Annotated in this window: 10 protein-coding genes and 1 tRNA gene; 7 read left to right on the top strand and 4 right to left on the bottom strand. The window is 54.3% G+C overall.

From position 1 onward, the window contains the following. Nucleotides 1-735: 735 nt before the first annotated feature. Complete coding sequence (locus D467_RS0100745) at nt 736-2,376, bottom strand: SNIPE associated domain-containing protein (RefSeq protein ID WP_018915586.1); 1,641 nt, start codon at nt 2,374-2,376, stop codon at nt 736-738. A 156-nt stretch (nt 2,377-2,532) separates the two neighbouring features. Here D467_RS0100745 and D467_RS20035 point away from each other — a divergent pair, with 156 nt between their 5' ends. Next, on the top strand, nt 2,533-2,820 hold the full coding sequence (locus tag D467_RS20035) for a type II toxin-antitoxin system RelE/ParE family toxin (protein ID WP_081621217.1): 288 nt from the start codon (nt 2,533-2,535) through the stop codon (nt 2,818-2,820). A gap of 33 nt (nt 2,821-2,853) precedes the next feature. On the opposite strand, the gene D467_RS0100735 is transcribed toward D467_RS20035, so the two are convergent. The 3 genes from D467_RS0100735 to D467_RS0100725 form a co-directional block, all read right to left on the bottom strand. Continuing rightward, nucleotides 2,854-2,930: transfer RNA gene (locus D467_RS0100735), tRNA-Arg, on the bottom strand. 68 nt (nt 2,931-2,998) lie between these two features. Further along, nucleotides 2,999-3,946, bottom strand: a complete 948-nt coding sequence (locus D467_RS0100730; protein ID WP_018915584.1) for an AEC family transporter — start codon at nt 3,944-3,946, stop codon at nt 2,999-3,001. Nucleotides 3,947-4,060: 114 nt separating this feature from the next. Further along, nucleotides 4,061-6,076 (bottom strand): diguanylate cyclase, encoded by a 2,016-nt coding sequence (locus D467_RS0100725; protein WP_018915583.1) that lies wholly within the window; start codon nt 6,074-6,076, stop codon nt 4,061-4,063. Between the two features lie 249 nt (nt 6,077-6,325). On the opposite strand from D467_RS0100725, the gene D467_RS0100720 reads away from it, so the two are divergent. Genes D467_RS0100720 through D467_RS0100695 form a run of 6 tightly spaced genes read left to right on the top strand, consistent with a single transcriptional unit; the run spans nt 6,326 to nt 20,739 of the window. Next, a complete protein-coding gene (locus tag D467_RS0100720) occupies nt 6,326-8,329 on the top strand; it encodes a capsule polysaccharide biogenesis protein (protein ID WP_018915582.1) in 2,004 nt (667 codons plus the stop codon). Between the two features lies 1 nt (nt 8,330). After that, nucleotides 8,331-9,566 (top strand): capsule polysaccharide biogenesis protein, encoded by a 1,236-nt coding sequence (locus tag D467_RS0100715; RefSeq protein WP_018915581.1) that lies wholly within the window; start codon nt 8,331-8,333, stop codon nt 9,564-9,566. After that, the gene (locus D467_RS0100710; RefSeq protein WP_018915580.1) at nt 9,563-10,369 is read left to right on the top strand and encodes an SDR family NAD(P)-dependent oxidoreductase; all 807 of its coding nucleotides are present in this window, start codon (nt 9,563-9,565) and stop codon (nt 10,367-10,369) included. The genes D467_RS0100715 and D467_RS0100710 overlap by 4 nt, the downstream gene beginning before the upstream one ends. A gap of 1 nt (nt 10,370) precedes the next feature. Continuing rightward, nucleotides 10,371-12,029 (top strand): LTA synthase family protein, encoded by a 1,659-nt coding sequence (locus D467_RS0100705; RefSeq protein ID WP_018915579.1) that lies wholly within the window; start codon nt 10,371-10,373, stop codon nt 12,027-12,029. Next, on the top strand, nt 12,026-19,402 hold the full coding sequence (locus D467_RS0100700) for a type I polyketide synthase (protein ID WP_018915578.1): 7,377 nt from the start codon (nt 12,026-12,028) through the stop codon (nt 19,400-19,402). Before D467_RS0100705 ends, D467_RS0100700 begins: the two co-directional genes overlap by 4 nt. Beyond that, nucleotides 19,399-20,739 carry an aminotransferase class I/II-fold pyridoxal phosphate-dependent enzyme gene (locus tag D467_RS0100695; RefSeq protein ID WP_018915577.1) on the top strand — a complete coding sequence of 447 codons (1,341 nt, stop codon included), beginning with the start codon at nt 19,399-19,401 and terminating at the stop codon, nt 20,737-20,739. The genes D467_RS0100700 and D467_RS0100695 overlap by 4 nt, the downstream gene beginning before the upstream one ends.

Raw genomic sequence — 20,739 nt, 5'->3', positions numbered from 1 at the left:
TATTGCTAGTGATTTCCCCCTCGGCCGCAAGCAAATTGATACTGATAACCCTCATTTCAACTTTAATTATTTTTAGCAGTATTGCCCATTACTTTACACCTGTGCAACCCGTTGAGCTGCGACTTTAGGCCATCCTGCGGCGTGTATTTGTGGAAGTCTTAGGCTCTACAGGGTCTTATGAGGAATATTTCTTCAGCAATCGGCCAGCCCCATAACCAGGATTTGGGCAATTGCTAACCAACTTACCAGTGGAAAGTGCAAATCTCCGCATGAATTCGCATAATTTCCATGCATCCATTTTTCACCAGCCAGCCCAGCAGTGGCGCGGCTTGGCGGTGTATGCAGGGGTGCATAAAAACCACTACATTTAGCGCGCGGGCGGGGCGTCGATAGCGCGCCGTGGGGCGCGGCCAGTATGAGGGTATGAGGTTGGCAACATCCTTGCCAGACGGTCTGGGGCTGCGCTCAGTAGCTGCCCTTCTCTCGCTAAGCCCTAACATACGAACGCCCCGCACAAGGGCGGGGCGTAGGTCACATACCAGCATCTTTTGCCTATGCGGCGTCGAGATCGTTCAGGTTGGGCACATACTCCGTTTGTGCCTCAAGCTCTTTTAGCCGACGAGTGAAGCCTAGGCCGAATGCTCGCTGTGGTTACATATAGCGCCAAGGCTGCCACCGTAAATAGCCTCATCCACTCTTTTCGTTCTTTCGTCGCTTAGCGTTAAGCCATCAACACTACGATACGGCTTGCAACTGCTTTCCTGCTAGAGCAAGTGACTCTCTGTATTCCCACGCCTCCGCGGCCATTGTCCAATGAACCTCGGCTTGCTGACTATCCACCACTTCTCGAACTTCAGAGATAGGGACTTGGAAAAACTCCTTACGCGCATTAAGCCGGTTTACTTGGCGGCTAGCGAATCTCCGGTGAAGCTCGCGTTCTAAAGAGGGAGCGTCGTCGGAATAAATCATCGCATGCACATCAAATGAGAATGGCACGCTGGCATCACCAAGTTCTTTAACGCGATCCAGGGGCTCAAGCCGCCGGGTCATGCCTATTTTGAAAACATTTTCGCCAAATGAGCCAATGTTTGAAATTACGTAAACGTGACCACGCCTTGTCTGCTGGGCCATTGAAATTGCACGCTGGCCGCGCGCCTCTGATTCTTGCAGTTGAAGCTCAAGCTCTGCCAAGCGAGCCTTATAACCTTCGCGCTCAGCATCACTGGCACTCTCGAGTTGCTTTCGAGCCTCCGTCATCGCCTTGGCGAGCATTTTCTCTTCTTTTTCAGCCTGCTTTAAAGCCTTCTCGATATCCCTGCGGGCCTTTTCTTCTTCGCGCATTTGCTCACGGATTTCTCTCTGCTCCTCTTGCTCAATACGCTTCAGCTCCATTGTGGCTACGGCCCACTTCAACTCTTCCAGGCGCGCTTGCAAATATAGATCGGTGATTCGAGCGTTTTTAAAGGGCTGTCCATTATGGTTTACCAGCGCAAACGCATCGAGAATGCCTTGTTTCAGTTTGCCGTAATTATCATGCTTAACTTTAGACAGGATAGAATCGACCTTGCCATTGAAAGCATCAACTGCAAAGTGGATGGCGTATTCTCTTCTTGTTTTCTCAACATAATCACAGCCGCCAGCCCGGCCATTTTTTGCCATGTCTGCACTATGCTTACGTGATTGCTTGAGTTTTTGCCCGGCATCTTTATGTGAAAAATCTTCGGCCAAGTCGTCCAGCAGGCTTGCGTTCGGAATGATGTAATCATCGTGATAGCCCTCGATGACATTCTTCATGGCCTTTGCTGTTTGCTCATAGAGCTTGGCGTTCTCCACCGCTTTCAATGCATTTCCAGCGGTTTCCTCGGCCTGAATGCGGGCATGAGAAATGATCTTTTCGGCTCTAGCGTGAGCCTCTTGGATGAGGCTTTGTGATTTAGATTCTGAAAGCCTGACTTTGTCACGAATTTCAGATGCTTCTCGCCGCGCTTCTGCAATTATCTGAGACCGCTTTTCATCAGCATTTTGCTTGATATTGGCGGCTTCGAATTCAGCGTTCTCTTTTCTGCTGAATGCGGCTTTTAAATGACTTTTGCTTTCACGTTCAGCGTCTTGCCATAGCTGTCCGGCTTTTTTCTTTGCCTCAAAAACGATACGTTCTGCTTCTAACCCTGCATCCTCAATCGCTTGATACTTTGATAAGCGCTCAAGAGCGGCGTCTAGCTGGCTTATCTTATGGTCTCGTTCTTCAAGCGCTGACGTTATAACAGCCACTTGCTTATCTGCGCTTTTTTTCTTTCTCGCAATCACCAGGGCGGCAATCCACCCAGAGAGCACCAAGCAGCCGAGAATCACTAAAACAACTTTCGAAAATTCCATCCAAATCCCCTAAAAGTATTATCAGTTGCGCATCTACGGGCGCTCTAATCAATCTTAGCTTTAAAGGGGAGGATGGCGCTATTGCGACTGCTGTATATTTAACAGAAAGTTGAACCTATACCGCTATGCGGTATAACGGGTTAGCGAGGGGACTACATAATCGATGCATCAGCATCTGAGGCTGACTTGAGATTGCCGCCCGGCAACCGTTTCGAGCACTGGAGCGGGAAACTGTCCCATTTGTGTTCGATTCAAGTAAACAAGCAATATCGCCTGATCTTCGCGTGGTCCAATGGTCAGGCTAGCGATATCTATCTAGACCGCACACCTATAGGTAACGCCATGATGATGACAGAGCGTAAGCCCACCACGGTTGGTGAGATGCTGACACTTGAATTTCTTGAGCCGCTGGAGCTTACCCAATCGGCGCTTGCTCGTCAGTGAATAATGGCTGACGGCTCGGACTTTGAAGCGAGATGGCGTCCCTGGCAGGAGTCGAACCTGCGACCTGCCGCTTAGGAGGCGGCTGCTCTATCCTACTGAGCTACAGGGACTTTGCTTACAGAAGGGGCGCGTAGTATAGCGTGTTAAAGATTACACTCCAACCCGCGGCCGCCTCTTCTTATACCCAGCCCAGCAGGCGCAGAGCAAAAATGCCCAGCGTAATGGATATGCTGGCCATCATCGTGGTGATCGCGATGATATTCGCGGCAAGCGCTGCGTTGCCGCCCATGGCTTTAACCATGACAAAACTGGCGGCGGCGGTGGGGCTGGCAAAGAATAGAAACAGTAAGCCTAACTGTTCGCCCTCAAAGCCTAAAAGCCACGCTGCTGCGGTCGAAATAACGGGGAGAGTCACCATCTTCATGACGCTAGAACCCAGCGCAATCTCGCTTTTATCCCGAATGCTCGATACTGAAAGCGTGGCGCCAATACAGATGAGTGCTAGCGGCAGGGTTAATGAGGCAAAGTAGTCGCCGGAGGTCATCAGCCAGCTAGGTAATGAAATAGACAGTGCGGTAAACGGCAGCGCCACAATTACCGAGATAATCAGTGGGTTCATGGCAATATTTTTTAATATGCTGCGCCAATCAGCGGCCTGCCCCGGCTGATAGGTTGCCAATATCCATACGGATAGCGCGTTATACATGACAATGACGATACCCACCAGCAAGCTGCCCGCCGATAACCCGTAGTTACCATACATGCCCGCCGCCAACGCCAACCCCACTACCCCACAGTTGCCGCGAAAAGCACCTTGAATATAGATGCCCCGCTCAGCATAGGGGATACGAAAATGCGCCCATAGCCAGCTAACCATAAACTGGCCAAACGTGGCGACTGCAAAAAACAGCATCAGCGGAATATCAAGCGCAACGCTAAGATCCGCCTTGATTAAACTGAGAAAAATAAGCGTAGGTAAGGTAGCCTTGAAAACCAGTGCCGACGCCGTCGATACAAACGTCCGGTCAATCAAGCCAAGGCGCTTTAGGGCAATACCCAGAAAAACCATGGCAAACACCGGCAAGGTGATATCCAGTGTTCGTACAAACAGTTCAAGTAGATTCACAGCATCGTCTCTGCCAATTCAGCACGTCGTAATATTCTAGTGTAACCCGATACGTTGCCAGCTTCTTCACTCAGGCTGGCACACATCTAAAATTTTTTGCTGCCTAATCATGGCTTAATCAAATAATTTCATAGGGTCCATTTCGATAGATACTTTCGTGACTACGCTATCACGCCCTCTTCCTTTGGCTTCGTAACTTGCGGCATCTGCGCGTGAAAGTGCATCTTCAATACTGGCATCGCTATCGTTAAAGCTGGTTACCCCGATACTAAGCGTTACCCGATACTCTTTATCTAGATGAATAACTGAAATTTCGCTGACCGCCTGACGCAGTGACTCGGCAATTATTTGCGCCTGCCCCAGCGTGCAGCTGGGGAGTAATACGCTAAACTCATCTCCGCCCTGGCGTGCTACATGATCACTGCGGCGCACTTCCCATGCGACGATTTGAGCAATCCGGCGCAGCATCTCATCACCGAGCGCATGACCTCCTTCATCGTTAATCGGTTTAAAGTGATCCAAATCAAACATGAGCAGCGCCGACGGCGTGCTGGTTTTTTGGAAATCAGCAAAGGCCTCCTCAAGACGGCGTTCAAAACCACGCCGGTTTAAAAGCCCCGTTAACGGGTCATGCTCAGCTTCCCAACGCTGCAGTGCTTCTTGCTGGCGGCGCTCGGTAATATCCTTTACTACCCCGACCAATCCCAGGGAATGACCTCCCTGAGTCAACATGACCACTCGCGCATGAATGTCCAGCCACAGTGTTTCGCTATCAACATGTATAAACCGCATTTGACGTATGAAATCACTACCGTTTTTTAGACTATACAACCACATATCCCTTGCTCCCCCTAAGTCATCGGGATGGACCTGCTTTAGCCAGGCTTCCATAGGGCGAGCAGAAGTAATACCCAGCATCTCCAGTAATGCCGGGTTCATATACGTAATCACACCGTCAAAGTTGGCGACAAACATCCCTTGAGGAACGGCACTTAATACGGAATCCAGAAATGCCTGACGCTCCTGTAGATGATTGACAAGCGTTTGCCGCTCCTCTTCTACGCGGTTAAAAGTAGTGGCAACCTGCTGCAACTCCTGCATTGCCGTGGCCAGGTTAACGCGCTTGCGGCGCCCTAAGCCTACTTCACCAATTTGAGTTTCCAGATGCTTAAGCGGGGCCAGTATTCGCGCTAATAAAAACCACAGTACTGGCATCATCAAAATGGCCAGCAGTAACCACATCCACCCTAATTTATGGATGAATCCGGATAGCGGCAGCTGCGACTGTTCAAGCGGTAAATAGAGGCCAATAATCCAGTCAGCGGGCCATACTTGCGTATAGGATTGAAGCCCCATCCGTTCGCTGAATAATTTTCCAACCCCATCCCCCTGCCAGCCATCTAGCGCCATATCCAGCAAGGGGTTGATTGACTTGCTTTCCAAAGAAGTATTGATGAGCGCTGAATTAGGATGAAACAGAACTTTTCCAGAGGCAGTGATTACCCCGGCATATCCCTGCTCACCTAAGCGCACTTTTGCCAAACGATTAAATAAGCCCCCAGTATCCAAGGTCAACACACCACCAACCACCCCAGCAAACTCGCCCTCATCATCAATCCGAGGGACACTGACCAACACCATGGGTGCACGGCTTGCCCTGCCTATAAATGGCTCACTTATATAGGGCTGCCGAGTGCCACGCAGCATTTTGAAATGCTCAGTGTTTGCAACCTCAAGACCCGCGCGTCCAATGACGCTAGGCCAGTCGGCAAGTATTGTTCCATCGCGATCAGCCACGATAATGCCATCAAACCAGGCCATTAAGGTGTCGTTATGGCGCAACTCGTAACTTAGCCAATCAGGATCATCGCTATAGCCTATAATCGCGTCGAGCCGCTGCAGTGCATCGAAACGTAGCTCGATCTGCTGGGTAACCTCATCCGCCAAAAGCCTGGCTTCATAGCGCAGGTGAGTCATATTGGTTTCAAGCACCATGGTTTTGCCCACCTGCCATGCCAAGCTCAGTAGCAGCGCAACCAGCAATAATAAGGTACCTAAAAGTCCCAGCAACAGCCGACCTTTTAGCGTCCTGAAAGAGCGTATTTTCTTAAGCGGGTAAGACAAAGGCACCAATTATCCTTTTTTGAAGACTTCCCTATGCTATGCAGTATTAATTTTACGGCTAATGCTAAATTACCAAAAACATAATTATTGCGCGCGTTGATTAAACCAAAGTTAATCCGAATTTATTTAAACTATCCGGATATTTATGCTGTTCGGTTAAAATTAGTAAGTACTCACTGCGCTTAATTGATAAGCGCGCCTGTTTCACGTATGTTCGCTCGCTTAACTTCTTCTCCCGTTACTAATGACGATCCCATGGCAAAAAGTACGGCAGGTTACACATCAGCTGGCATCGGCAAAATAGACACGCTTCCCGCATTGCTGTCTGAATTTAGCCACTTCTCTCGCCTGCGGCCACTACAAAAAAAGCCAGACGCCGTTATCGGTTGGGGCTTAAAGCCTACCAGTCTTAGAGCAAGGCGTTATGCCAAACGTCATAAGCTACCTTACATTGCTCTGGAAGACGGCTTTTTGCGCTCGCTGGGCCTTGGGGTGGAAGGGTTTCAAGCGCATAGCGTAGTGGTTGACCATACCGGCATTTATTACGATGCCTCACGGCCCTCGGATCTCGAAAACTGGTTAAATACCGCTACTTTTACGCAAGATGAACTTCATCAGGCAGAGCGATGTATCAAGCAGCTCACCCACTACCGTCTTTCAAAATATAATCACGCGCCGGACCTTACTATAGATCAGTCAGCACGGGCGAGAGTGCTGGTGGTTGACCAAACCGCAGGCGATGCCTCGATTGAATTTGGCGGCGCAAGCGCCAAAAGCTTTGAACATATGCTGGAGGCCGCGCTGAGCGACCATCCGGATGCGGAAATTCTAGTCAAAATCCATCCAGACGTCATTGCCGGTAAAAAACAGGGGCATCTGCTCAACGCGCAAAACCATCCGCGCTGCCGCGTCGTTAGTGAAGATACCAACCCCTGGGCGCTATTTGATCAGGTTGATAATGTATATGTAGTTACTAGCCAATTAGGTTTTGAAGCCTTGCTAGCTGGCAAACGCGTTCACTGTTTTGGCCTGCCCTTCTACGCCAGCTGGGGATTAACCCAAGACCAGATTTCCTGCTCACGCAGACGTACAAGGCGTTCGCTCAACGAGGTATTTGCCGCCGCCTATTTACGTTATACGCGTTACGCCAACCCCTATACGTTAAAGCCCGCCACACTCGAAGAGACGATTGCATTGATTGCTGATCAAAAGCGCCAGCAGGAGCGGCTGCGCGGCGAATGGTTGGCGTGTGGCTTTTCATCCTGGAAGCGGCGCTTTATTCATCACTTTATGGGAAGCGCGGCAACGCTTACCTATCAAGCGGCGCTTCCTGACAAACCGCCTGCGCAAAAGCTTTTAGTATGGTCCAGCCGTATTGATCATAAATTTGAGCAGCAGCACAAAGCGCTTATGCCGCACATATGGCGAATCGAAGATGGTTTCATTCGCTCAGTGGGTTTGGGCGTGGATCTTACCCAGCCACTTTCGCTAGTGATTGACGCCCAGGGCATTTATTACGACCCGAGCCAGCCAAGCGACCTGGAGACACTGCTCCAGCACACAGCGTTTAGCGATGATCTGCTTGAGCGAGCGGCTCAGCTACGAGAGCGCTTAGTGGCGTTAAAGCTCTCAAAATACAACGTACGCGGGCACAGCTCTATCGATTTGCCGTACAATAAGCGGGTGATTTTGGTACCGGGCCAAGTCGAAAGTGACGCCTCTATTGCCATGGGCTCGCCCCAGATACGTACTAATAATGCGCTGTTAAAAGCGGTTCGCGCGGCCAATCCTGACGCCTACATCATCTATAAAGCTCACCCTGATGTGATAAGTGGTGCGCGCATAGGGGCACTCGAACCCGATGCCCAACGCCTGTATGATTTAGATGCAAGCCACATGGATATCGCAACGCTATTAGAGCGCGTCGATGCGGTTCACACCATGAGTTCATTAACGGGGTTTGAGGCACTATTACGTCACCGTGAGGTCGTAACCTACGGCATGCCGTTTTACGCTGGCTGGGGATTAACGCAGGATGCCATGCACTGTGAGCGCCGTTCTCGCCGTTTATCGCTCGATGCGCTGGTGGCCGGTACGTTAATTCTTTACCCATGTTATGTAGACCCGTTAAGCCGCCAGCTTTGCAACGCGGAAACCGTCGTTAGTCTTTTAGAACAGGCAAGAACATACCAGCCGACGCTGACATGGAAGCAGCGTCTCTACCGGCTTTACCGTAATTTATTGATTGGAAGACATTGAGTTGAAGCAAAAGCGCGCATTCTTATTTTTACAGGGGGTCTGCTCGCCCTTCTATCAGCGTTTGGCACGTAGGCTTTCTGACGACGGCCACCGCGTGGTAAAGGTCAACTTCAACGCAGGCGATATCGCCTACTGGCAACGAACCCACAGTGAAAACCATTTATTTCGCGCCCCATTAAGTGAACTGCCGGCCTATATCGAATCGCTCTGGCAGCGCTACGCGATCACGGATCAGGTCATGTTTGGCGATCGTCGGCCTATTCATCGGCCAGCCGTGGATAATGCCCAGCAAGCCGGGGTGCGCACGCATGTGTTTGAAGAGGGCTACTTTCGCCCTTTCTGGGTGACGCTTGAACGCGATGGTGTTAACGGGCATTCGCTTTTACCTCGTGACCCCACGTGGTTCTATGAAACGGGCAAAGCGCTGCCTGAAATGCCCCCACCCGTACGCTTTCGTTCATCGTTCAAGATCCGCGCCATGCACGATGTTGCCTATCACTTGGCCGGGCTAGCCAATCCTTTGGTAGCGCCGCATTACCGTAACCATGCGCCCATTACGGCGCCAGTCGAGTACGCCGGTTATATCAAGCGTTTTACGCTGTTGAAGCAGTGGAAAAAGCAGGACGCCCAGCGGATTAAAAGCTTGATCGAAAGCGCCAAGCCCTATTTTATATTACCGCTTCAGCTCAATACGGATGCCCAGATTCGTGACCACTCGCCTTATGCCAATATGCAGGAAGTGATGGATCATGTAATGGGGTCGTTTGCCGAGCATGCGCCTGGCGATGCGCTGCTGTGCATTAAAAACCATCCGCTGGACATGGGGCTGGTGAACTACTCCAAAATCATCAAGCATCTGGCTCAGTTTTATGGCCTGCAAGAACGCATCGTCTATTTGGAGTCAGGCAATTTAGACACACTTATCAAACATGCCGTAGGTACCGTAACGGTTAACAGCACCGTTGGGTTTGTTTCTCTGGAAAAGCAGTGCCCTACCTTTGCGCTGAGTGATCCAATCTACAACCTCGCAGGGCTTACCTATGAAGGAAGCCTGGATGAGTTTTGGAATCAGCCGCCCAAGCCGAGCCAGGAGCTTTTTACCTATTTCCGCAACACGGTGATGCATACCGTGCAGGTCAACGGTGGCTTTTACTGCCAGCCCAGCATCGACTTAGCCGTCAACAATGCAGCCCATATACTGGAAGCCTGCCCATCGCCGCTGGAGAAACTACTGTGAGTGCTGCATTGAACCCCGCTACCCAGCGCTGCGTACTGATTACCGGAGCAACGGGCGCCATTGGCGGTGCGTTGGCCAAAGCCTACGCCAATCAGCACACCCATTTAGTGCTGCATGGTCGGCAGCAAGAGGTGCTCTCGGCCCTGGCCGATACCTGTCGCGAACAGGGTGCGCAAGTGACCACTGCCTCGGTCAATCTGACTGATGAGACAGCGCTCGCGCAGTGGCTCCACGGCCTTTGTGCAGAACACCTGCCGGATATCGTGATAGCCACTGCGGGCAAAAACACCCATCCCCAAGCGTCAGGGGCACTCGAACCGTGGAGTGACGTGCAGGCGCTGTTGGATATCAACCTGAAAACGCCGATCGCCATGGCTCAGCATTTGGTACCCGCGATGCAGGCACGGGGCAGCGGCCAGCTGGTATTTATCAGCTCGCTTGCCGGGTGGCACGGCCTGCCTTCCACACCGACTTATAGCGCCAGCAAAGCAGGCATTAAAGCTTACGGTGAAGGCCTGCGCGGCCTGCTGGCCCCTCACGGCATTGGTGTGACGGTGGTGATGCCTGGCTATGTAACGTCACCCATGTGCAACGCCATGCCCGGCCCCAAGCCCTTCGAATGGCCACCTGAGCGGGCCGCCAAAGTGATCAAGCGCGGCATTGAGGCTAACCGGGCGCGCATCAGCTTTCCTTTTCCGCTTAATTTCGGTACCTGGTGGCTGGCGGTGCTGCCCGCCGGTATTTCCCAGTGGTTAATCAAGCGCCTGGGCTTTGATCATCTCGACCACCCGGGAGGTGTCTAATATGGCCACCTCACTGTCTATTCAGCTGTTATGGCCTTTATTGATTGGACTGCTGGGAACGATCATTTTTGAAGCGCTGCTCAACCCGCGCCCTCGCCCGCTTTGGCGACGTGCCCTGGCGGCCAACAGCGTGCACCTGGGCAGCTGGTTATTGCTGTTTGGCGCATTTGTTTTAGTGCTTCAACGGCCCTGGTTTGCGGTGATTTTCATTCTTTCGCTACAGCTGGTTGTCGTGCAGTCCAGTAATACCAAATCACGCACGCTGAACGAGCCGTTTATTTGCCACGATTTTGAATACTTCTGGGATGCTATCCTCCACCCACGCCTTTATGTACCCTTTTTTGGAACAGGCCTTGCCATCGCCGCGATTGGCGCAGGAGCGGCAGCTATCGGGGCGTTTCTTTACTGGGAGCCTTCGCTGGTATCGCGCTGGGGTGGGCAAAGCTTTATCACCTACTGCTTATTGTTAAGCGTATCAGGCGTACTGCTTGTTACGTTAGGTTGGCGGGCGCTTGCGCCGATTACGCTGAACCCGGTTGATGACATGGACCGCCTGGGGCTATTCGCAAGCCTTTGGACTTACGGCATTGCGTTAATGCGCTCTTCCGCACCTGCACCGGAACAATCGCCGTTTTATCAGTTAGCCCATCATCTGAAAGAAGAGCACCGCGCACCGTTATCATCTGAGGCCTCGTCTGAAACGCGGCCCAATGTCGTGTTGGTACAAAGCGAATCGTTTTTCGACCCGAGACCCTGGTATACGGATGTCAGCGACAGCTTATTGACGCATTTTGATGCGACGCGTAAACAAGCCCTACAGCATGGTGAGCTAAGCGTGCCCGCCTGGGGCGCCAATACCGTGCGCACCGAATGCGCGGTGCTCACCGGGCTTTCGCCCAACGCTTGGGGGGCGCGTCAATTCAACCCCTATCGTACGCTGGCACGCCATCCTCTCCCCAGCTTGGCGAGCACGTTTCAGGCAGCGGGTTACCGTACGGTATGCATACACCCCTACCCCGCCAGCTTTTATATGCGCCACAAGGTGATCCCTCTTTTAGGGTTCGATCAGTTCATCGATATCAGTAGTTTTGAGAGTAGCGATAGGCAAGGCCAGTACATTGGCGACTTAGCCGTGGCACGAAAGGTTGGACGACTGCTTGAAGATAGCGATAATAGACCGCTTTTCGTGTTCGTGATTACCATGGAAAACCACGGCCCGCTACACTTGGAAGCGCCTCTGCAAGAAAGTTTAGCGGTTACGCTTCCCACGGCGCCCTGGCCACTGCCCACGCACTTACGCGATTTATCGGTGTATTTGCGCCATTTGGGTGAGGCCGACAAAATGCTGGCCAGTGTTAAAGATACTTTAAATGAGGCTAAAAGGCCGGGGCTGCTAGGCTGGTATGGTGATCATGTACCGATTTTACCGGCAGCGTATGAATACTTTTCACCGCCTGCGAGTCATACACCTTACATGATATGGTCAACGGAATTGCCCAGTCAGTCTCAGGTACGATCATGCGATATAGCACAGCACCAGCATGAGCCGTACTCGCTGGCAGCCAACGAACTTGGCGTCCAGCTATTTAAACAAGCGTTTGGACACGATATAAGTAGCGATGTGATCAAGGCAGAACCAGAACCTCAGGAGCAAGAATGACTAAACGCGTTGCCATTATCGGCGCCGCCCATCGTTTCCCCGGCACCACCCCTGAAACGTTCTGGCAGGACCTGCAAGCCGAAAAAGATTTAGTTACCCAAGTGGCGCCTGACCGCTGGAGCCATGACGCTTTCTGGCACCCGGACAAGCGTCATCCCGGCACCAGCGTCACGTTTGCCGCGGGTAGCCTTGGTGATATTAGTGGATTCGATGCCGAGTTCTTTGGCATTTCACCCCGCGAAGCAGCCAATATGGACCCTCAGCAGCGCATGCTGCTAGAGCTTGCCTGGGAAGCCATCGAAAGCGCCGGCATCGTGCCCAGCAGCCTGCGTGGCAGCCAATGTGGGGTGTTCCTGGGCGTTGCCAGCCTTGATTACTCGTACCGTATGGCCGATGACATGGCGGCCATTGATGCCTCTACCGCCACGGGCAATACATCCAGCATTGCCTCAAACCGTCTGTCTTACGTGTTTGACCTGCACGGCCCCAGCATGTCGTTGGATACGGCTTGCTCATCGTCTATGGTCGCGTTTCACCAAGCCTGCCAATCCATCCGCAGCGGTGAAACCAACATGGCGCTGGCTGGCGGTATCAGCCTTCATCTGCACCCGTACGGTTTTATTATTTTCTCCAAGGCGAGCATGCTGTCGCCGACCGGTCGCTGCCAGGTGTTCGATGAATCAGGCAATGGCTACGTACGCTCTGAAGGCGCTGGGCTTTTCCTGCTCAAGGACTACGACCAGGCCATCGCTGATGGCGACAATATTTTGGCAGTAGTGGCTGGCTCGGCAGTGAATACCGATGGTCATAAATCGGGCATCACGGTGCCCAACCCCAGCGCACAGACTGACCTGATGCGCCGCGCCTATGCGCAGGCAGGCATCAGCCCCGACGAGATCGACTACCTGGAAGCCCACGGCACGGGCACCGCTGTAGGTGATCCGATAGAAACCCGCGCCATTGGCGAAGCCTTGGGCAAACATCGCCAAACGCCGCTGCTGATCGGCTCTATCAAAAGTAACGTCGGCCACCTGGAAACTGCGTCAGGGGTAGCCGGCCTTGCTAAAGCGCTTTACAGCTTGCAGCACCGCGAAGTGCCCGCCACCATCGGTATTCGCAAGCTTAATCCGCGCATTAAATTTGATGAGTGGAATCTGCACGTCGTCACCAAGGCCCAGCCCTTGAAAAAAGAGGGTCGCCTGGTGATCGGGATTAACTCGTTTGGCTTTGGCGGCGCTAACGCCCACGTCATTCTGGAAAGTGCGCCTGAAAAATCATCAGCGCCTAGCCAAGCGCCCGCGCCTGCTCACGCCGTGCCTATTCGGCTAAGTGCCAAAAGCCAGGAAGCGCTTACCGCGACGGCCCAGAATCTCGCGGCGCACTTTACCGCCAGCCATAACCAAGACAGCGCTAATGGCAGCAGTGCGTTTTACGATATTGCCCATACGCTATTCCATCATCGTGAACAGCACGCATTTGGTGCGCTCTGCTTTGCGAAAACGCCAGAAGAGGCCGCCGCGGCGCTGAACCAGTACGCAGAGGGGGATACCCCAAGCGTTACCACCCTGGAGCGGTTAACCAATGCCCGCGGGCCTGTCTTTGTATATGACGGCAATGGCTGCCAATGGGAAACCATGGGCCGCGACCTGCTCGAGTCGGCCCCGGTATTTGCCGAGGCTATTGACCGCGTGGACGCCTTGTTCCAGCAGTACGGTAATTTCTCGCTACGTGCCGAACTTGTCGGTCAAAATGGCGAGAACCGTTTTGAGCTTACCGAAATTGCCCAGCCCGCCCTGTTTGCGCTGCAAGTCGCCTTAACCGAATGGTTGAAAGCGCAGGGCGTCATGCCGGCAGCGGTATTTGGACACAGCGTGGGTGAAGTCGCCGCCGCCTGGGCGGCGGGCGCGTTAAGTCTTGAAGACGCTGTAAAAGTGATCTACTACCGCAGCTTCTATCAAGGCAAAACCCGGGGCATGGGTGGAATGACCGCGGTTGCCATGAGCGCTGAGGACATTGCCCCCTGGCTTGCCAAGCCAGAATTCAATCAGGTGTGCCTGGCAGGTATCAACAGCCCCAAAGGAATTACGCTGGCCGGTGATAACGATCAATTAACCGCGCTTGAGGCAGCGTTAAGCGAGCAAAGCACGTTTGCCAAACGCCTGCCGTTGGATTATGCCTTCCATAGCCCGGCCATGGACAGTATTCAAAGTGGCGTGATTGAGGCATTAAGCACGATTACGCCACGTGAGACGCAGCTCCCCTATTACTCAACCGTCACCGGTGAACTCAGCCAAGGTAGTGCCTTAGGTGCTACCTATTGGTGGGAAAACATCCGTGAACCGGTTCTGTTCGATAACGCCGCGACAGCGCTAATCAAGCAGGGTTATAACGTTTTTGTAGAGGTGGGCGCCCACCCTATTCTACGTCGTTATCTCAATGAATCATTACGCCAGCAAGAGCGTACCGGGCTAGTGATTGGCACGATCGAGCGCCATAAACCCGGCCTTGAAAAGCTCCAGCAAAGCGTTAGCCAGCTGCTATTGAGCGGGCTAACGTTTGATATGCGGCATATCTTCCCCGTGGAAGGCCAGCGCGTATTGCTGCCGCGCTATACATGGCAGCGCACACGCCATTGGGTCAACAGCACAGAAGACGGCCAAGGCCTGCTTTCCCGCTACTACCAGCATCCGCTGCTGGGTTATCCGCTTGCGCAGCAAGAGCACACCTGGGAAAGCCAGTTGGATACCAAACGCCAGCCCTGGCTTGCCGACCATGTGGTGGGTGAAGGCGCAGTATTCCCAGGGGCAGGCTTTGTTGAATTAACTTTAGCGGCCGCGTTACAGCAAAAAGACACCCCGCTTTTAGATATCGAAGAGCTGGAAATTCGCGCACCGTTGCTGCTGGATGGCCCCAATGGCCGCACCTTGCGCTTATCGCTTAACCCGGATGACGGGCGCATCGCCATTCACTCACGCGAGCCGGCCACCGGCGTTGATTGGCAGTTGAACGCAGTAGCACGCAACATGCACGAAAGCCGCGGCTTTCTGCTCAACCGTCAGGCGCCAGCACTGCCTACGCGCACGCCGGATTACACCCTGGCGGATCATTTACTGATGGCTGAGCGCATCGGCCTGCATTACGGCCCTGCGTTCCAGGCGATCAGCCACGGCTGGATCGAAAATAACGCCGTGATCGGCGCGATCGACTTATCCAGCGACGTTCAGGCACAGCTATCGACGCTTCACGTGCACCCAGGCATTCTGGATAGCGCCTTCCAGATGTTTATTCCGCTGCTGGCACAGCACAGCGAGTTTGCCTCTCAGCTGGCGTTTGTTCCCGTTCGCGTAGGCCGTATACAGGTCAATACTCAGGCCGGTACACCGGTACTGGCCCGCGCAGTGATGGGCAAACGTGCGCCCCACTCGTTTACTGCTGACTTCGAACTCTATGACGCAGCAGGCAACGCCGTTGCCGTGCTCAGCCAGACGCGCTTCAAGGCGATACGCCTGAACCGCGCTCACCACCAGCAGTTTAGCTATATGGATGTTGAGCTGACGCCAGCGCCGCTTAGCGCTTCGCCGCTTCCCCTGCCTGCCGAGGCATTGAGCCGCTTGGCGGGGCTGGGCGATCGTTACGCTACGCATACCGGCCAGCGTTATGCTCAGGAAGTCGCCCCGTTACTTGATAGCCTCAGCGAAGCGTTTGCCCAGCAAGGCTTTACCGTCGAGGGTAACGAAGAAGCCTTGCCGCCTGAAACGATCTGGCAACTGCTGGTACAGGACTATCCCGACTACTTTGCGCCGATTCACCTGGTCGGCCGGCTTGGCCTGCATCGTCAGGCGCTGCAAAATGGCTCTACTCAGTTAGACACGCTGGGTATTTCGACAGAGCACCTGGCAAGGCTTAGCCGCGTGCTGGTAGGCGAAAGCGGCTGGCAAGTGCTTGCCAGCGAGCTGGGTAGTCTGATGGAAGCATCACTTGGCGCCTTAGGGTCAAGCGAGCGCTTACAGCTGCTTGAAGCTGGCCCATGTGCACCGGCGCTGGGGCAACGCCTGCTGGAACAGCTGGCCGGCTCACCGCTAACAGACAATCATCACTACCGGGTGATCACCACGCATGACAGCGCACGCCATCAGGCCGAGCAGCTGCAAGAGCGTTACCCGCTAATTGATGTGCAGTCGCTGGATGATGCGCCACCGGCGTTAGCAAACGCAGAAAAAGCCCAGCTAGCCTTTATCAGCGCGGATGCCACCCAGCCTGCCCGCACGTATCAGTTGCTTGAAGCCCTACCAGGGCAGCTAGCGCCTGGGGCACATATCATGGTGGTGGGCGTTACTCCCAGCCGCTGGCTAGACGATGTACTAGCCACGCCGGGGATTGATCAAACGGCCCTGGAACCCGCCACAGTAAGCGAGTGGCTAAGCGCCCAAGGCTTTAGCGTTTCAGCACCTATCGAACTTGAAGAAAGTGATACCGGCGCGTATCTGCTGCATGCCCAGATGCCCGAATCGTCATCCGCTCAGGCAACGGAAAGCAGCGCGAATGCAGCTTGCCAGCTAATCGTGACCGATGAGGCCAACGAAGCGCTCGCGGCGCGCCTTGCCAACGCACTTACCGCGCTTCAAGCAAGCGTGATTGTTGAGCAAAGCGACGACTCGCCCAGTGAACAGCTACAAAAGTCGCTGGATGAATGGGGTGAATCTCTCCAAACACTGAATGTGATTGATCTGCGCGACCTGGGCAATAGTGGCACCGCCGTGCAAACGTTACGCTGCCACCGTGCTCAGCAGTGGAGCCTGGCCCTGGAAGCCGCTGAGCTTGCCTCGGCAACGCTATGGTTGACCACTCAGGGCGTTAGCGTGCTGTGGCAGTCACAGCAAGCGCAAGCCAACATGTTTGATGATGCCGCATTCTGGGGCTTTGGTCGCTCGCTTGCCAATGAAGCCGTTGGCCATACCGCTAACCTGCTGGATATCCCTTATGACGTCAGTGATGCTGCGCTAAGTGCATGGGTCGAGTCGTTGACCGCGCCGGATAGCGAAAACGAAGTCGTCATTAATGCTAACGGCGAGCGTTTTGCCACCCGTCTGCGCACCTTGCCGGCACCGGCGCCTCAACAGGTGGTTGACGGCACCTCTGCGCGGCAGGCAATGACCCTGGGTTTTGCTCTTCCCGGCCAGTTGCGCCAGCTGCAGTGGCGTCCGCGTGAGCTGCCCGCGCTCAAGGCCGATGACGTTGAAATCAAGGTAAAAGCCACGGGGCTTAACTTCCGTGACGTGATGTACACCCTCGGCCTGCTTTCTGATGAGGCGATCGAGAACGGTTTTGCCGGGCCGACGCTAGGCCTTGAGTTCTCCGGCGAAGTGGTTGCTGTCGGTGATAACGTCACTCACGTCGCCCCAGGTCAGGCAGTGGTTGGCTTTGGCCCGGCAAGCTTCAGTGACCGGCTGATTGCCAGCCAGCACGCGGTGGCGCCGCTGCCGGAAGGCGTAAGCTACGCTGCCGCCGCGACCATCCCCACCACGTTCTTTACCGTGTACTACGCGCTAAAACACCTGGCACGCCTGGAGCCGGGCGAAAAAGTCCTGATCCATGGTGCAGCGGGCGGCGTAGGCATTGCCGCGCTGCAAATTGCTCAGTGGCTTGGCGCGGAAATTTACGCCACGGTAGGTTCTGAAGAGAAGCGTGACTTTTTACGCCTGATGGGCGTTGAGCGCCTTTATGATTCACGCTCGCTGACCTTTGCTGAAGAGATCCTTGAAGACACCCAGGGTGAAGGTGTTGATATCGTGCTGAACTCGCTTGCCGGGGAAGCCATCAACCAAAACCTGCGCGCCCTGCGCCCCTTTGGTCGATTCCTGGAACTGGGTAAACGCGATTTCTACGAGAATACGCATATCGGCCTGCGCCCGTTCCGCAATAACTTAAGCTATTTCGGTATCGACTCCGACCAGTTGATGAAGGTACAGCCCGCCCTTACCCAGCGTTTGTTTGGGGAAATGATGGCGCTGTTTAACGACGGCACGCTCAGCCCGCTACCGTTTACCGCGTTTAGCCATAGCCAAGTGATCGATGCCTTCCGCTATATGCAGCAAGCGCGCCAGATCGGCAAAGTCGTCGTCACCTACGAGCAGCCCATTGCGCCGCCCAAGAACGAGGCGCTTGGCCGTGAAACGCTAAACCTTACCGACGATGGCAGCTACTTGGTGACCGGCGGCTTGGGCGGGTTCGGTCTTAAAACCGCTCAGTGGCTGGTCAGTAAAGGCGCTCGCCAGCTGATTCTGCTTAGCCGCAGCGGCCCTTCCAGTGATGAGGCTCAGGCCGCTATCACCGAATTCGACGCCCAAGGCGTCAAGGTGATGGCAGTTGCCTGCGACATTACCGACCGCGATGCGCTGGCGAGCGTCCTGACACGTGCCAACGCTGAGCTTGGCCCGCTGCGCGGTATCGTGCACGCCGCCACGGTGATTGACGACGGCTTGATTCGCAACCTGGATGCCGAGCGTATTCAAAAGGTATTAACACCCAAAATTGAAGGCGCCCGCCATCTCGATGCTTTAACACGAGACGAGCCGTTGGATTTCTTTATCCTCTACTCATCAGCGACTACGCTATTCGGCAACCCAGGGCAGGCCAATTACGTGGCCGCCAACCACTGGCTCGAAGCATTTGCAGCTGCCCGCCGGGCAGCTGGTCTTCCTGCGACCTGCGTACGCTGGGGCGCAATTGAGGATGTCGGCTTCCTGGCCCGCAACACGCGTACGCGTGATGCGCTGCAAGAGCGCTTAGGCGGTTCTGCCCTGCGCTCTGATGATGCGCTTAACGTGCTTGAGCAAATGCTGGTAACTCCCGGGCCAAGCCTTGGCGTACTGGAGCTTGAGTGGGGCGCGCTGGCCCGCTTCTTACCGACTGCCAATGCGCCGCGCTTTAACGAGATAGCCCGCGCCAGTGACGACGATAACAGTCATGAAAGTGATGATGATATCAGCGCCCTGCTTGCCGACCTTTCGCCGGAAGAACTGCACACCACGGTGACAGAGCTACTTCGCGCAGAGCTTGCCAGCATTCTGCTGATCGAAGAGGAGAAGATTGACGTTAATCGCTCGGTCTACGATATGGGCTTTGACTCGTTGATGGGCGTTGAGCTGATGACCGCAATCGAAAACCGCCTGGGCGTTCAGGTACCGGTCATGGTGCTCAGCGAAGCCTCAACGCTTAACAAGCTTGCTGGTGTGCTGATTAAAAAGCTCCACCAGCATGACGATGATGTTGAAGAAGCACCGCAAGATGCGTTAGCCTCTCTCGCCGCTCGCCACGGGGCTGACGGGCTCTCTGAGCCTGCCTCAACATCATCGACGACCGAGACACCATGACCGCTAAGCGCTCTGATTTAAAACGGCAGCTGTTGGAACAGGCGCGTAAACGCACCACGCCACGCGCCACAACCAACGCTGCCAGCTCCTCTCCGGGCTACGACACATCCTCAAGCCCGGTGCCCGAGCGCTTTACGCGATTTGATGCCCACCCTGGCTATCAGCAGCTTGCCATGCTGCGCCAGGGCGCCGAACAGTTGGGGTTGAAAGACCCCTTCTTCAAAGTGCACGAAGGCGTTGCCGGAGCAACCAGCGTTATTCAAGGACAGCCCTGCATCAACTTCGCCAGCTACAACTACCTTGGCTATTCAGGCGACACACGCGTTAACCAGGCGGCCAGCGATGCAGTGGCTCGCTATGGCACGTCGGTATCCGCCAGCCGGGTAGTCTCGGGTGAACGGCCAATTCACCGTGAGCTTGAACAGGCCATCGCCAAGGCTTACCAGGTCGATGATGCGGTTGCGTTTGTTAGCGGGCATGCCACTAACGTTTCAACGCTTGGCTATCTGCTGGGGCCTAAAGATCTCGTGCTCCACGATGAGTATATTCACAACAGCTCATTGGTCGGCGCGCAGCTTTCCGGTGCCAAACGGATGTCGTTTGCGCATAACGACCCCGACGCGCTAGATGCGCTGCTTAGTCGCCATCGCCATCAGTTTGAACGTGTGATTGTGGTCATCGAAGGGCTTTACAGCATGGATGGCGACATCCCTGATCTGCCGCGCTTTATTGAGCTTAAAAAGCGCCATCAGGTATGGCTGATGGTCGATGAAGCGCACTCTTTCGGCGTTATGGGCGATAACGGCTTAGGGCTTCACGAGTACTTTGCCATCGACCCGTGTGATGTAGATATCTGGATGGGCACCATGAGCAAAACGCTCTCCGGATGCGGCGGTTATATCGCGGGTAATAAAGCTTTGGTAGAAACGCTGCGCTACTTTGCACCCGGCTTTTTATACAGCGTGGGAATGCCTGCCCAAGTGGCTGCACCATCCATCAAAGTGCTTGAACTGATGCAACAGGAGCCGGAGCGGGTGGAGAAACTTCACACGATTTCGCGCTATTTCCTGCAGCAAGCCCAAAAGCACGGCATGGATACCGGCCATAGCATAGGTGCTGCCGTAGTACCCATTATTGTGGGCAGCTCGCCGCTGGCGGCGCATCTTTCCCATACGCTGCTTGAGCAATACCACATCAACGTGCAGCCGATCCTGCATCCGGCCGTGCCTGAAAAGAGTGCCCGACTGCGGTTTTTCCTATCCTATGCCCACACTCAGGAGCATATTGATCAAACGTTAGATGCCCTGGCCGCCCTGCTCGGCCAAGCCAAAAGCTAA

This window comes from Vreelandella zhanjiangensis DSM 21076 (assembly GCF_000377665.1).
In the GTDB taxonomy this organism is placed as follows: domain Bacteria; phylum Pseudomonadota; class Gammaproteobacteria; order Pseudomonadales; family Halomonadaceae; genus Vreelandella; species Vreelandella zhanjiangensis.
This window is presented reverse-complemented; position numbering and strand designations above follow the sequence as displayed.

Bases quoted from the DNA above. Each gene is read 5' to 3' on its own strand.
- D467_RS0100695 (WP_018915577.1), top strand. From the start codon at position 19,399: ATGACCGCTAAGCGCTCTGATTTAAAACGGCAGCTGTTGGAACAGGCG.
- D467_RS0100700 (WP_018915578.1), top strand. From the start codon at position 12,026: ATGACTAAACGCGTTGCCATTATCGGCGCCGCCCATCGTTTCCCCGGC.
- D467_RS0100720 (WP_018915582.1), top strand. From the start codon at position 6,326: ATGGCAAAAAGTACGGCAGGTTACACATCAGCTGGCATCGGCAAAATA.
- D467_RS0100745 (WP_018915586.1), bottom strand. From the start codon at position 2,376: ATGGAATTTTCGAAAGTTGTTTTAGTGATTCTCGGCTGCTTGGTGCTC.
- D467_RS0100705 (WP_018915579.1), top strand. From the start codon at position 10,371: ATGGCCACCTCACTGTCTATTCAGCTGTTATGGCCTTTATTGATTGGA.